We start from the raw sequence: 13374 nt of genomic DNA, 5'->3' as shown, positions 1-13374 counted from the left end.
GGCTTACAACCACACATTCAACAGGCGGGCGCCTGGGCTGGGGGTGCCGGCGAGCAACGCTCCCGACTGGCGAGCAAAGCCCTGGCCATCGCTGCCCTGTTCCCAGAACTGCCCGCGCATGAACACGCTCATGCTGCTGATGCCGGTTCCGGCCACTTCGGTCAGGCGTTGCCAAGCCGTCTGTTCACTGACTTCGCCGCGCTGCAAGGCCAGCCCGGCGCTGGCATCCTGATGGCGATTTCCCCGCCAGGGTGCTTGCCAGCTGCCCTTGCCACTGAGAAACGCCGGGTTGGCGACCAGTTGTACGGCTTGTTCAGTCAGTTGCTGGTGGTTTTCCGGGTACCAGCTGTCACTGCCCACCAGTATCCCCAGGCGCCCGGCCGGGGTCTGCACGACCTGCAGCGGGTGCTGGCGGCCGTGGTGGACGTAGCGGCGCATTTCACTGTCGGGATATTGCTGGCGCTGGGGCTGCCCCAGTAGCGAGCCGTCTCCGGCAAACACCACACTGCTGTTGAACAGCGGGCCACGGCCGGTATGCAGTACGCCTTGTTTCACATAAGGTTCGGGCAGCACGATCGAACCGGCCACCAAGGTCACGCCAAATTCCTTGGCCAGGCCGCCGAACAGCTGCTGGTAGTCTGCGGCCATCTGCTCGGCCTTCATGCGCAAGTGCGCATCGGCGCGCCAGTCGTCGCCGTCAGCGCCAAGAACCGCGAGGCCATAACGCAGCGGGTTGCTCAGTTCCAGCCATTGTTGGGCTTCGTGGCTCTGGGTGACTTGATACAGCTCGTTCTTCTCTCCGCGCGCCCACAGCCAGGTACCGATGTGTTCCGGCAGCACCACCACGGTGCGTGGGTTCACCAGTCCTTGGGCGCGGGCTTGCTCCAGATAGGCTGCGAGCTTGCGGTGCAGGCGTTGCAGGTTTTGATAGTCGCCGGGGTACAGCAGTGGTTCGACACCGAGCAGGTTGCCGTGCTCGCCCGGCACGCCATGGTTAAGCGCCAGCTCGATGCGCAGGTCGGACAGGTAGTGGCCTTCCGGGCGCTGTTGGGTCCAGAAGCCATAGCCGCAGAGGGCGGCGATCATCACCAGCGCCAGGGCGCTTGCCAGGAGTTTTCGCATCAAGCGTGGGTATTCGCTAAAAGTGGAGTGGCCATACGGAGCGATGCAGCCGCAATCTCGCGCCTTGTGATCGGTTTGAGCAGCGCACTGCATGGATCCATGCACAATCGACTTTTGATCATACCAAAGGAATGGCGATGGGCGTGCAACGAACCCCGGGCGTTGAGCCCGGGGTTGTGTTGGCAGGGTCAGGCGGCCAGCGTCGCCAGGGCGAGACGTTTGTCCTGGATGCAGAATTTCTCGAGCAACTTCAGCGAGCCACCGAATATCAGCGCACCGGAGTAGGTGATGTCGGTCAGGACAAAGGCATCCGGTTCACTGAATGGCCATTTGACCTGGTTCGCCGCCACTTTGACCATGGGCGCTATGGACGGAATGTTGTTGGTTACCCCACCCGCCACCACGCGCTCGATGATAACGTGGATGACGATGCTGACAATGGCCACCACCAACGCTGCGATGATGCCGACGATCAACGCCATCACCTTGCCGCCCACGCCACCAGCCACCGCGGTGGCTACGGCGGCAATCGCGCCCAGAATGGCTTCGGTGACGATCACCCAGGTGGCGATGTCTGTCGTGTTCTGGACATCCGGGTCTCCGACCATGGCATATACCATCACCTGTTCGCCCTTGTCGTTGACGCCCAGTTGCAGCGTCTGCTTGGTGACGATACGGGTATAGGCCACGATACCTGGTGAAATATCGGTGCGTACCTTGCATTCGGTGCGGATATAGGACTCGTCGAAGTTGATATCGAACTTTTCGGCCACGGGATGATAGGTGATGGCTCCAAACTTGACGCTGTCGAGCTTCAGGTCGTTGGCAGTGATGGATGTGCCCGCTGCATCCAGGGTGAAGTTGGCCTCGGTGGTACCCTCGAAGATGAACGGCAATGCCGCCAGCAACTGGTACTTGACGAAGATCTCCCGGCTGATGAGGAAGTTGGCATTGTTGTCCGCAGCCAGCATCACGGCAGGCAACTGATTCGGCAAACCCGTGGAGTCACGCTCGTTGGTCATGGCCAGCACCCCGAAGATGCTGCTTTCCTCACTGTTCTTGTCGGTATAGGCATAGCTCATGGAGGTGGCCCGCAGCCATTTGAATTCCTCGCTTTCCTTGCCCATGTTGTTGATCAGTACGGTACTGAACAGGGTGTCGAACTTCTTCAGGTTCTCGGGCTGGTTCAGCCAGTCTTCGAGTACGCCGCGCATCACGCTCTGGTCAATGCCGCTCAAGACGTTGTTCGGGTCCCTCAGGGCAATCACCGCCGCGATCGGGTCATCCGGGTCCGTTGCCTGGGTGTTGACTTGCAGTTCATACGTGCCGTCTGCAGCCGATACTGGATTGGGTGCCGGGAAGTAGCTGAGCTTGACGTAGACATCCGCAGACATTCCCTGGACCTGGTAGGTTTTGCCGTTCAGGCCCTTGTATGTCCCTGAGCCGAAGGGGATGCGTACCTTGACGTTGCGTCCGTCGCCGCCGGTGGTAATCGACCAGGCGTCGAAGTCGGCCTTGAGCGAGAAGCTGTCGACCCCGGCGTCTATGCTGGCGGGGTAGGTTTTTTCCAGGGCGATGCGCTGGTTGAGCGCAGAGACCCGGCAGATGCTCACGGTATCCCAGCCATTGGTCGTGACCGTACTGGCCAGTGTTCCGGCATTGGTCAGTAGCTGCGCGGCGCGCAAGGTGTCTTCGGAACTGTGTACAAGCGCCGCGTTGCGGTAAAGGGGCGATTCGCGCAGGGTCTGGCGCGCGGTTTCATTGAGGTGATCGAGGCGCAGCGAGATGGGCTGGGCAAACCCGGACAGCATGACCTTGCTTTCATTGCTCATGATACGGCTCCTTGTGTTGGTGGGGTCACACGTAGTTGATGACAAGGGCCTCGGCGAGGTAGCTCGACGAAGCGGTATGCGTGTCGTTGCTCCAGGACACGCAATCGATGGTGTCGGCCTTGACCGAGCCGCCACGCGCGGCGATGGCGCTGATCAGGTCATCGGAGATCACAGCGGCGACGATGTGGGTGATCAGGCTGACGATGGGCGAGAGCCAGGCCAGGTACCAGGGAATATGCACTTCCTTTCTGAAGTCGGACGATTGCTTGACGAAGTTGATGGTGTTGCCATCGAGCACCAGCTTCATCCTCAGCCAGCCGTTCCACTTCATGTCGATACCTGCGTGCAGGTCACAGTCGCCCTTATAGTCGACGGTGATGAAGTCACCGAGCATTCGTGCAGGGTTGCAACCGGCGAAGACAACGGGGGTGTACCAGATCGCTCCTGATTTGATGGCCTTCATGCGCAAGGTCGGTATGTTGACCATTTGCGTATTGTCGAAGCGGTAGTCCTGCGCCGTGGCACCCTGGTAAAGCTGAAGCAGCCCGGGCAGTACCAGATGCTCCAGGACCATGCGTGGAGACAGCACGTAGCTCGACTGTCCACCCTGGCTGATGCCCGACACATCGATATCCAGTGGCAGCCCACTGATGTCGCGTTCGGTACATACGGCCATGATCGCCAGGAAACCTGAATCGAGGTACGCATAGGTACATTTTCGCGGTCTGGCCCATTCCGGGGCAGTGGCTTTGCTGAAGTTGATGGTCGCGAAGGTATGGGTGAACTGTAGGGGATGCTCGACCAGGTAGTTGCAGATGCAGTCCAGCACCACGGAGGCGAAAGGACCTAGCGAACCGTCGGGGTCTTGCAGGGTGATGCCGCGCAGCCAGCCGCCTTCGTCGCCCTGCAGGGGTTGAGTGGCTCCGGCCTTGTGCAGGAAGGCCGACTTCAACTGCACCTGGCCGTTGCCTTGTGGCAACAGCGACAGGGTGACCTCGATGATGGCAACCGCGCCGGCCAGCGAGCGGCTGGTACCACTGGCCTCGAAAAAACCTGAGCGTATAGGCATGCGCAGGCGCAGCAAGCGACCGCCGCCACCGTTGATGACCGACCAGCAGTCGAACACCCCGTGGCAGGCGTAGCCTTCATCCGAGGTGTAGGAAAATTCGTGGTCGAGGCGGTTCCAGCTGGCTGCCAGGTCACTGTTCACGTTGTCCTGGCGAACGATGCTGATGGTGTCCCATCCTTTTGTCAGCATGAGCGAACCCTCCGGGCGCACTGAGTAGGCGCCACGTTCCATGGGTGGATGATCAAACGTGCTTGAAGAGTCTGGCAGAGCCGCGTTGTCTGGCAAATGCGCGGGGAGACTGTTTGGCGATCAAGCCAGGCGAACCTTATAGCGCTGAAGTTCTGGAGCCTTCCCGACAGTCGCTGCCTCTGCTGTTCATCACGATCATTAACTTGTCAGTTTTGATCATTGAGGCAATTCAAACGGCTGTTTAATGTCGCAGGCAGACAAACGACGGGGCCCGCCACCCAGTGAGGTGCCCGCATTCCGTGATCACGCCATCAGGGGACCTTTCCATGGCCGCCGACCGCTACCCGCACCTGCTTGCTCCGCTGGACCTGGGCTTTACCACCTTGCGCAACCGCACCCTGATGGGCTCGATGCACACCGGCCTCGAAGAGCGCCCCGGCGGCTTCGAGCGCATGGCAGCTTACTTCGCCGAGCGCGCCCGCGGTGGCGTTGGCCTGATGGTCACTGGCGGCATTGCGCCCAACGATGAAGGTGGGGTGTATTCCGGTGCGGCCAAGCTCAGTACCGAGGAAGAGGCCGAAAAGCATCGTATCGTCACCGAGGCGGTGCACACCGCCGGTGGCAAGATCTGCCTGCAGATCCTGCATGCCGGGCGCTACGCCTACAGCCCACGGCAGGTGGCACCTAGCGCGATCCAGGCGCCGATCAACCCGTTCAAGCCCAAAGAGCTGGATGAGGCGGGCATCGAGAAGCAGATCGCCGACTTCGTCAACTGCGCGGTACTGGCTCAGCGTGCCGGTTACGACGGTGTCGAGATCATGGGTTCGGAAGGTTACTTCATCAACCAGTTCCTCGCCGCGCACACCAACCACCGCACCGACCGCTGGGGCGGCAGTTATGAAAACCGCATGCGCCTGGCAGTGGAAATCGTCAGCCGGGTACGCGGTGCGGTAGGGCCTAACTTCATCATCATCTTCCGCCTGTCGATGCTCGACCTGGTCGAGGGGGGCAGCACCTGGGACGAGATCGAGCTGCTGGCCAAGGCCATCGAGCAGGCCGGCGCTACCTTGATCAACACCGGAATCGGCTGGCACGAGGCGCGCATTCCGACCATCGCCACCAAAGTGCCGCGTGCGGCCTTCAGCAAAGTCACCGCCAAGTTGCGCGGCGTGGTGAGCATTCCGCTGATCACCACCAACCGCATCAACACCCCGGAAGTGGCCGAGGCGGTGCTGGCCGAGGGCGATGCGGACATGGTCTCGATGGCCCGACCGTTTCTCGCCGACCCGGACTTCGTCAACAAGGCCGCTGCCGGTCGCGCGGATGAAATCAACACCTGCATCGGCTGCAACCAGGCCTGCCTGGACCATACCTTCGGCGGCAAGCTGACCAGTTGCCTGGTCAACCCGCGGGCCTGCCACGAGACCGAACTCAACTACTTGCCTGTACGTACGGTGAAGCGCATTGCCGTGGTTGGCGCCGGCCCGGCTGGCCTGGCGGCGGCCACCGTAGCGGCCGAGCGGGGCCACGCGGTGACCCTGTTTGACGCCGCCAGCGAAATCGGTGGCCAGTTCAACGTGGCCAAGCGGGTGCCGGGCAAGGAAGAATTCTTTGAAACGCTGCGTTACTTCCGCAACAAGGTCAAAAGCACGGGCGTCGACCTGCGCCTGAATACCCGCGTCGATGTGCAGGCACTGGTGGGCGGCGGCTTTGATGAAATCATCCTGGCTACCGGCATCGCCCCGCGTACCCCGGACATCGCGGGCGTGGAGCATGCCAAGGTGCTCAGCTACCTGGACGTGCTGCTCGAGCGCAAGCCGGTGGGCAAGTCGGTGGCCGTGATTGGCGCGGGAGGTATCGGCTTCGATGTGTCCGAGTACCTGGTGCATCAGGGCGTGGCCACCAGTCAGGACCGAGCGGCATTCTGGAAAGAGTGGGGCATCGATACCCATCTTCAGGCGCGAGGTGGCGTGGCCGGGATCAAGGCCGAGCCGCATGCTCCGGCGCGGCAGGTGTACCTGTTGCAGCGCAAGAAATCCAAGGTGGGCGACGGGCTCGGCAAGACGACCGGCTGGATTCACCGCACCGGGTTGAAGAACAAGGGGGTGCAGATGCTCAACAGTGTCGAGTATCTGGGTATCGACGATGCCGGCCTGCACATTCGTGTGGACGGCGGCGAGCCGCAGGTGCTGGCGGTGGATAACGTGGTGATCTGTGCCGGGCAAGATCCGCTGCGCGAGCTGCAGGAAGGGCTGGTGGCGGCGGGGCAGTCGGTGCACCTGATTGGTGGCGCGGATGTGGCGGCCGAGCTGGATGCCAAGCGGGCGATCAACCAAGGCTCGCGGTTGGCGGCTGAGCTCTGAGGTTGTCGGGGCTGCGTGAACCCGACACCTGCACGTGTGGGGCATGCCCGCGAATACGGTGGTGGCGGCAACGGTGAACGGCGGGTGGAATTTGGCCAGCAGGCCCGGCCCTTTCGCGGGTGAACCCGCTCCTACGACGGTCTATACCGGGCCGTCGATGCATGTGTCGAACCACTGATGCGCGTCCACCCTGGCACTGTGATGCCTCGGCGGGGGCAGGTCATCGATTACAAGCGCGTGCGGGATTACCCTGTAAACTGCGATCCATGCATGTATTCGACCTCCCCCAAGCACCGCTGCAATTTCTGAACTTGCCCTGGCTGGAACAAGCCCAGGTCCAGGCCGCCATTCTGCGCCTGGACCTGATCGACCCGCTGATCAGCGGCAACAAGTGGTTCAAACTACGCCACCACCTGCAACAGGCCGGCGCCAGCAATGCTCCAGGCCTGATCAGCCTCGGCGGTAACCATTCCAACCATCTGCACGCCTTGGCCGCTGCCGGCAAGCGTTTCGGCTTCGCCACCGTCGGCCTGTTACGCGGCCATGCCCAGGACACGCCAACCGTGCGTGACCTGCAGGCGCTGGGCATGGAACTGCATTGGCTAGGCTACGGCGGCTACCGTGCGCGTAACCAACCAGGCTTCTGGGCCCCCTGGCAGGCCCGCTACCCAGGCTGGCACTGCATCCCCGAAGGGGGCGGCGGGCTGGCCGGTGCGCAGGGCTGCGCGCTGATCATGCAGCAGGCGCGCGCGCAGATCGCGGGATTGGGCTGGTCGGACCATGACGCCTGGTGGCTGGCTGCCGGAACGGGGACTACCTTGGCCGGCCTTGTACTGGCCGAGGCGGGTGCACATGCCGTACATGGCGCGCTGGCAGTGCCCAGGGATCATGGGGTGCCGGAGACGGTGGCAGCACTGGCCGGCACGCACGGCTACCAGCTACACGACGCCTGCCGTGGCGGTTTCGGGAAGTTCGACGATGAGCTACTGACGTTCATCGCCGACTGCGAGCAGCGCACTGGCGTGCCGCTCGAAGCCCTCTATACCGGCAAGGCTCTGCTGGCCTTGCGTGATCAGGTCGCTGCCGGGCTGTTCAAGCCCGGCAGCCGCCTGATCTTCGTACACACGGGGGGCCTGCAGGGGCGACGCGGTTACTTGTAGGGCAGCATGCGCAACAGCGTGTTGTCGCGCTGCACATAGTGGTGGTAAAGCCCGGCCAGTGCATGCAGGCCGATCAGCCAGTAGCCCCAGCTGCCAATACGCTCATGCCAACCTTTGATGAACTTGGCCTGGTCCGCGTTCGGGCCGATCAGATGGGGCAGTTCCAGGCCAAAGAACGGCACCGGTTTGTCGGCGGCACTGAGGATCAGCCAGCCGGCCAGCGGCAGGCCGATCATCATCAGGTACAGTGCCAGGTGCATCAGGTGCGCCAGGCCGGTCTGCCAGGCCGGTGGTTTGGGCACGATGGGCGGAGTCGGGCGGCTCAGGCGCATGGCCAGGCGCAGCCAGACCAGCACGAACACGCTGAGCCCGAGCATGAAGTGCAGGTCCTTCATCAGGTTGCGTTCGGCGCTGTCCTTGGGGAACAGGCCACGCAATTCGATGAGGGCATAGACAGCGGCCAGCAGCACCAGCATCAGCCAATGCAGGGCGATGGACAGGCGTGCGTAATGGGTGGTGGTGGGGGATGAAACCATGATTGGTCCTCGTCATCAGGTCTGAATGGCGCTCTTGCTGGCGCTCAGGAGTCATTTTAATGGCTACCGGAAACAGATCTTTGCGCCAGGTCTGTGAAAATTGTGTTGCCAGCCACCGGCCTCTTCGCGGGCACGCCCGCTCCCACAGGTACTGCACAGTCTTGGAAGCCTGTGCAGTACCTGTGGGAGCGGGCGTGCCCGCGAAGGGGCCGGAACAGGCGACATCAGTTACCGGGCAGATACGGCCAGTCATCACCCACCAGAAACACCCGCTCTGCCTCCTGCCAAGCACCATCGGCATCAGGCACCAGTCGTACCAGCAAGTGCGCCGGTGCCTGCTGCTCCAGCACATGCAGCCACGCCGCAAACTGCTCCGCCTGCCAGCACTCACCTGACTCCACCCTTGCCGGCGCCAGCCAGGCATGCCGCTGCAGCGGCTGCCAACGCTCGCCTTCGGCCATCACCCAGTCCCGCCGACGAAGCCAGCGCCCGCGCAAATGTTGCGGGTTGGCGCCCTCCGGCGCCTCGGCATGCCCAGGCCGTGGATAGAACAGGTAACCACCCAGCCACATTTGCGCCTGCACCTGCTCCACCCCTAGCTGCGCCAGCGCCTGACGGCTGTGCGCTCCCTTGGACATGGGCAACTGGTGCCCCGCCAGGTGCGCAAGCTTGGTCCCCAGCCGGTCATGGCAACCTGGCCCCAGCCAGGCATGGGGATCGTGCCCGGCGTCTTCCGGGCCCAGGTACAGCTTGATCGCCAGTTCCAGGTGGTGCACGCCGTCGCGGTCGCGCAGCACCACGTCGAGCTCGCCCAGGGTGTGCCCGCCGTCGCGAATCGCCAGGTTGGCGGCCAGCAGCTCGATGCCTGGCGCCTGGCCCAGGGCAAATTGCCACAGGCGTTCGTAGTAATGCCCCAGGCGCCGGCTGCCCAATTGCGCCAGCCACGCGCGCAACGGTCGGTCATCGGCATCCAGGGCCCGCAACCATTGTTCAAGGCGTTGCGGCTGCTGCGCCCACAGGCTGCCCGCCAGCGGGTGTCGCTGGGGGCAGGGTGGGGCGCTGAGCAGGGGCGGCGACAACAAGGCCCATGCCAGGTCACGCACGGTGGAGTGCTGCAGTTGTCGGGGCAGGTCGTGAAGCTGGGCGAATGGCGTCATCCTGCGAGCATAGCCGGTTTGCCGCTGCCCGGTGGTTTCGCCCATAATCGGCGCATCGTCACCCGCCGCAGAGCCTTGCAGGAGCCCCATGGAGCAATTTCGCAATATCGGTATCATCGGTCGCCTTGGCAGCTCGCAGGTGCTCGACACCATTCGCCGACTGAAAAAATTCCTCCTCGATCGCCACCTGCACGTGATCCTTGAGGACACCATTGCCGAAGTGCTGCCCGGCCATGGCTTGCAGACGTCCACCCGCAAGCTGCTGGGCGAGGTCTGCGACCTGGTCATCGTGGTCGGCGGCGACGGCAGCCTGCTGGGTGCTGCCCGCGCGCTGGCCCGGCACAACATTCCGGTGCTGGGTATCAACCGCGGCAACCTGGGTTTTCTCACCGACATTCGTCCCGACGAGCTGGAACAGAAGGTCGCCGAAGTGCTCGACGGCCACTACCTGGTAGAAAACCGTTTCCTGTTGCAGGCCGAGGTGCGTCGCCACCACGAGGCCATCGGCCAGGGCGATGCGCTGAACGACGTGGTACTGCACCCGGGCAAGTCCACGCGCATGATCGAGTTCGAGATCTACATCGACGGCCAGTTCGTCTGCAGCCAGAAGGCCGACGGCCTGATCGTCGCCACCCCCACCGGCTCCACCGCCTATGCGCTGTCGGCCGGCGGCCCGATCATGCACCCCAAGCTCGATGCCATCGTCATCGTGCCGATGTACCCGCACACCTTGTCGGGCCGGCCGATCGTAGTCGACGGCAACAGCGAGCTGAAAATCGTGGTGTCCAAGGACCTGCAGATCTACCCGCAGGTGTCCTGTGACGGCCAGAACCACTTCACCTGTGCCCCCGGCGACACCATCACGGTCAGCAAGAAGCCGCAGAAGCTGCGCCTGATCCACCCGCTGGACCACAATTACTACGAGGTCTGCCGCACCAAACTGGGTTGGGGCAGCCGCCTGGGGAGCAGTGACGACTGATGCTCGATCCGGCGCGAAGTTTTGACATCATCGGCGACGTGCACGGCTGTGCACTGACCCTTGAACGCCTGCTCGACGCCCTCGGATACAAGCGCGTGGCCGGCGTGTGGCGCCACCCGCGACGTCAGGCGCTGTTCCTTGGCGATATCGTCGACCGCGGGCCACGCATTCGCGAGGCGCTGCACATCGTCCACGACATGGTCGAAGCCGGCCAGGCGTTCTGCATCATGGGCAACCACGAATACAATGCCCTGGGCTGGGTCACCCCGGCGCTGCCTGGCAGCGGCAAGGCCTATGTCCGCGAACACACGCCGCGGCATGCCCGGCTGATCGACGAAACCCTGACCCAGTTTGCCCAGCACCCCGGCGATTGGCACGATTTCGTCAACTGGTTCTACCAGCTGCCGCTGTTCATCGACGCCGGACGCTTCCGTCTGGTGCACGCCTGCTGGGACCCGCGGCTGATCGAGCCGCTGCGCCAGCAATACCCCGACGGCCGCATCGATGAGCACTTCATCCAGGCCTCGGCGGTCAGTGGCAGTTTTGCCGACACGGTGTGCAACCGCCTGTTGCGCGGTACCGACATGCGCCTGCCGGACGGGCTGACGCTGACCGGCGGCGACGGCCTGACCCGCGCGTTTTTCCGCACCAAGTTCTGGGAAGAAGACCCGAAAACCTACGGTGACATCGTGTTCCAGCCCGATGCCCTGCCCGAGGAAGTGGCCAGCACCCCGCTCAGCCACAGTCAGAAGAACGCCTTGCTGCGTTATGACGAAGACCAGCCGATGCTGTTCGTCGGGCATTACTGGCGCAGCGGCCGACCGGCACCGATCCGCGCCAACCTGGCCTGCCTGGACTACAGCGCCGTGCTCTACGGCAAGCTGGTCGCCTACCGGCTGGATGATGAAACCCGTATAGACCCACACAAGTTCGTCTGGGTCGACGTCGACCGCCCACAGGCCAACCAATGAACATTATCGAAGTGATGCGCCTGCCGCTGTCGGTCGACCTCAGCGGCTTCGTCCACCTGTTGCAACGCCTGCAGGTGCCGCACCGGGTCAGCGAGGAGGGTGATGCCCAGGTCCTCTGGGCCCCCGACACCCTGGCCGAAGATGTGCTGCAGCTTTACCAGCGCTACCCCGACGGCAACGCTGACCTGCCGACCACTGCCGACCCTGTAGGGGCGGGGTCACCCGCGAATGCCCCCACACAACCTTCCCTGGTAGCCCAGGCCAAGACCTGCAAGATCACCACCCTGACCCTGCTGCTGTGCTTCATCGTCGCCGGCCTTACGGGCCTTGGTGACAACTTCACCACCATCAGCTGGTTCACCTTCCTCGACTTCCGTGTCCAGGGCGACTACCTGTACTTCACCTCGCTGGCGCAAAGCCTGGATGAAGGCCAGTGGTGGCGCCTGGTATCGCCCATGCTGCTGCATTTCGGTGTGCTGCACCTGGCCATGAACAGCCTGTGGTACTGGGAGCTGGGCAAACGCATCGAACTACGCCAGGGCCCGTGGGCGTTGCTGGGCCTGACCCTGCTGTTCAGCCTGGTCTCCAACCTGGCCCAGCACTACACCAGCGGGCCGAGCCTGTTTGGCGGCCTGTCCGGCGTGCTGTACGGCCTGCTCGGGCATATCTGGCTGTACCAGTGGCTGGCGCCCGACCGTTACTTCAACCTGCCCAAGGGCGTGCTGGTGATGATGCTGATCTGGCTGGTGGTATGCCTGACCGGCGTGGTCGGCACGCTCGGCCTTGGCCAGATCGCCAATGCCGCCCACGTCGGCGGGCTGCTCATCGGATGCCTGACCGGGCTCTTGGGTGGGGCGCTGGCCCGGCGTAAACTGTCGGCTTGAATCAGGAGACACTATGTCCACTTTCGCGCAAATGATTGAAAACATCACCCCGGAAATCTACCAGAGCCTGAAACTGGCGGTGGAAATCGGCAAATGGTCCGACGGCCGCAAGCTCACCGCCGAGCAGAAAGAGCTGTCGCTGCAGGCGGTCATCGCCTGGGAGATGAAGAACCTGCCCGAAGACCAGCGCACCGGCTACATGGGCCCACAGGAATGTGCGTCGAAGTCCGCGCCCATCGCCAACATTCTGTTCAAGTCGGACTCGGTACATTGATCGAACTCGCACGTGGCTCGTTGAGCAAGATGGCCGTAAGCCTGCAGGCACCGGTGGTGCAGTACAGCTTCCGCCTGGATGACACCCAGGTGCCGGTCAACCCCATGATCGGCCAGCGCCTGCGCCTGGAATACCTCGGCGCCATTCATTGCAGCCATTGCGGCAAGCGCACCAAGACCAGCTTCAGCCAGGGTTACTGCTACCCGTGCATGACCAAGCTGGCCCAGTGCGACGTGTGCATCATGGCCCCGGAAAAATGCCACTACGACGCCGGCACCTGCCGCGAACCGTCGTGGGGCGAACAGTTCTGCATGACCGACCACGTCGTCTACCTGGCCAATTCGTCGGGGATCAAGGTCGGCATCACCCGTGCCTCCCAACTGCCTACCCGCTGGCTCGACCAGGGCGCCAGCCAGGCGTTGCCGATCATGCGCGTGGCCACCCGGCAGCAATCGGGCCTGGTCGAAGACGTGCTGCGCAGCCAGGTGCCGGACCGGACCAACTGGCGCGCGCTGCTCAAGGGCGATGCCGAGGTGCTCGACCTGCCGGCCATCCGGGAGCAGGTCTTCGAAGCCTGCGCCGACGGCCTGCGCGAGCTGCAGGGGCGCTTTGGCCTGCAGGCGATCCAGCCGCTGCCGGACGCCGAAGTGGTGCAGATGAACTACCCGGTCGAGGCGTACCCGAAGAAGATTGTCAGCTTCAACCTCGACAAGGACCCGGTGGCCGAGGGCACGCTGCTGGGCATCAAGGGCCAGTACCTGATCTTCGACACCGGTGTGATCAATATTCGCAAGTACACGGCCTACCAGTTGGCCGTGCTCCAGTAAAAAGGACCTGC

12 protein-coding genes are annotated in these 13374 nt (G+C 63.2%); 7 read left to right on the top strand and 5 right to left on the bottom strand.

What is annotated here, in order from left to right:
- Window positions 1–3: 3 nt before the first annotated feature.
- The 3 genes from ACI7M0_RS18835 to ACI7M0_RS18825 form a co-directional block, all read right to left on the bottom strand.
- A complete protein-coding gene (locus ACI7M0_RS18835) occupies window positions 4–1122 on the bottom strand; it encodes a nitrilase-related carbon-nitrogen hydrolase (protein ID WP_129933420.1) in 1119 nt (372 codons plus the stop codon).
- A gap of 188 nt (window positions 1123–1310) precedes the next feature.
- The gene (locus tag ACI7M0_RS18830) at window positions 1311–2954 is read right to left on the bottom strand and encodes a TULIP family P47-like protein (protein WP_020193110.1); all 1644 of its coding nucleotides are present in this window, start codon (window positions 2952–2954) and stop codon (window positions 1311–1313) included.
- Between the two features lie 25 nt (window positions 2955–2979).
- Window positions 2980–4212, bottom strand: coding sequence for a TULIP family P47-like protein (locus ACI7M0_RS18825; protein WP_256658269.1), 1233 nt, complete (start codon window positions 4210–4212; stop codon window positions 2980–2982).
- Between the two features lie 326 nt (window positions 4213–4538).
- Between ACI7M0_RS18825 and ACI7M0_RS18820 the strand changes: the two genes are divergently transcribed.
- On the top strand, window positions 4539–6575 hold the full coding sequence (locus tag ACI7M0_RS18820; RefSeq protein WP_129933396.1) for an NADPH-dependent 2,4-dienoyl-CoA reductase: 2037 nt from the start codon (window positions 4539–4541) through the stop codon (window positions 6573–6575).
- A 266-nt stretch (window positions 6576–6841) separates the two neighbouring features.
- The gene (locus ACI7M0_RS18815; protein ID WP_129933398.1) at window positions 6842–7735 is read left to right on the top strand and encodes a 1-aminocyclopropane-1-carboxylate deaminase/D-cysteine desulfhydrase; all 894 of its coding nucleotides are present in this window, start codon (window positions 6842–6844) and stop codon (window positions 7733–7735) included.
- Here ACI7M0_RS18815 and ACI7M0_RS18810 read toward each other — a convergent pair.
- On the bottom strand, window positions 7726–8271 hold the full coding sequence (locus ACI7M0_RS18810) for a cytochrome b (protein WP_129933400.1): 546 nt from the start codon (window positions 8269–8271) through the stop codon (window positions 7726–7728). The two genes, ACI7M0_RS18815 and ACI7M0_RS18810, sit on opposite strands and share 10 nt — an antisense overlap.
- Window positions 8272–8495: 224 nt before the next feature.
- Complete coding sequence (locus ACI7M0_RS18805) at window positions 8496–9518, bottom strand: DUF1853 family protein (protein ID WP_129933402.1); 1023 nt, start codon at window positions 9516–9518, stop codon at window positions 8496–8498.
- Here ACI7M0_RS18805 and ACI7M0_RS18800 point away from each other — a divergent pair.
- The 5 genes from ACI7M0_RS18800 to ACI7M0_RS18780 are packed head-to-tail and all read left to right on the top strand — an operon-like array spanning window position 9517 to window position 13363.
- The gene (locus tag ACI7M0_RS18800) at window positions 9517–10407 is read left to right on the top strand and encodes an NAD(+) kinase (RefSeq protein WP_003247220.1); all 891 of its coding nucleotides are present in this window, start codon (window positions 9517–9519) and stop codon (window positions 10405–10407) included. The two genes, ACI7M0_RS18805 and ACI7M0_RS18800, sit on opposite strands and share 2 nt — an antisense overlap.
- Window positions 10407–11378, top strand: coding sequence for a metallophosphoesterase (locus tag ACI7M0_RS18795; RefSeq protein WP_010953024.1), 972 nt, complete (start codon window positions 10407–10409; stop codon window positions 11376–11378). The genes ACI7M0_RS18800 and ACI7M0_RS18795 overlap by 1 nt, the downstream gene beginning before the upstream one ends.
- Entirely contained in the window at window positions 11375–12262 is an 888-nt protein-coding gene (locus tag ACI7M0_RS18790) for a rhomboid family intramembrane serine protease (RefSeq protein ID WP_129933404.1), read from the top strand. The genes ACI7M0_RS18795 and ACI7M0_RS18790 overlap by 4 nt, the downstream gene beginning before the upstream one ends.
- 13 nt (window positions 12263–12275) lie before the next feature.
- A complete protein-coding gene (locus ACI7M0_RS18785) occupies window positions 12276–12536 on the top strand; it encodes a YeaC family protein (RefSeq protein ID WP_003247224.1) in 261 nt (86 codons plus the stop codon).
- Window positions 12533–13363 (top strand): DUF2797 domain-containing protein, encoded by an 831-nt coding sequence (locus ACI7M0_RS18780; protein ID WP_129933408.1) that lies wholly within the window; start codon window positions 12533–12535, stop codon window positions 13361–13363. The genes ACI7M0_RS18785 and ACI7M0_RS18780 overlap by 4 nt, the downstream gene beginning before the upstream one ends.
- The last annotated feature ends 11 nt before the right edge of the window (window positions 13364–13374 follow it).

This window comes from Pseudomonas sp. 10(2024) (genome assembly GCF_045164175.1).
In the GTDB taxonomy this organism is placed as follows: Bacteria; Pseudomonadota; Gammaproteobacteria; order Pseudomonadales; family Pseudomonadaceae; genus Aquipseudomonas; species Aquipseudomonas alloputida.
The sequence above is the reverse complement of the archived record's forward strand: the minus strand, read 5'-3'. Positions and strand labels throughout refer to the sequence as shown.

Coding starts and splice junctions, on each gene's coding strand:
- ACI7M0_RS18835 (WP_129933420.1), bottom strand. CDS start 1,122: ATGCGAAAACTCCTGGCAAGCGCCCTGGCGCTGGTGATGATCGCCGCC.
- ACI7M0_RS18815 (WP_129933398.1), top strand. CDS start 6,842: ATGCATGTATTCGACCTCCCCCAAGCACCGCTGCAATTTCTGAACTTG.
- ACI7M0_RS18805 (WP_129933402.1), bottom strand. CDS start 9,518: ATGGGGCTCCTGCAAGGCTCTGCGGCGGGTGACGATGCGCCGATTATG.
- ACI7M0_RS18820 (WP_129933396.1), top strand. CDS start 4,539: ATGGCCGCCGACCGCTACCCGCACCTGCTTGCTCCGCTGGACCTGGGC.
- ACI7M0_RS18790 (WP_129933404.1), top strand. CDS start 11,375: ATGAACATTATCGAAGTGATGCGCCTGCCGCTGTCGGTCGACCTCAGC.
- ACI7M0_RS18795 (WP_010953024.1), top strand. CDS start 10,407: ATGCTCGATCCGGCGCGAAGTTTTGACATCATCGGCGACGTGCACGGC.
- ACI7M0_RS18785 (WP_003247224.1), top strand. CDS start 12,276: ATGTCCACTTTCGCGCAAATGATTGAAAACATCACCCCGGAAATCTAC.
- ACI7M0_RS18810 (WP_129933400.1), bottom strand. CDS start 8,271: ATGGTTTCATCCCCCACCACCACCCATTACGCACGCCTGTCCATCGCC.
- ACI7M0_RS18800 (WP_003247220.1), top strand. CDS start 9,517: ATGGAGCAATTTCGCAATATCGGTATCATCGGTCGCCTTGGCAGCTCG.
- ACI7M0_RS18825 (WP_256658269.1), bottom strand. CDS start 4,212: ATGCTGACAAAAGGATGGGACACCATCAGCATCGTTCGCCAGGACAAC.
- ACI7M0_RS18830 (WP_020193110.1), bottom strand. CDS start 2,954: ATGAGCAATGAAAGCAAGGTCATGCTGTCCGGGTTTGCCCAGCCCATC.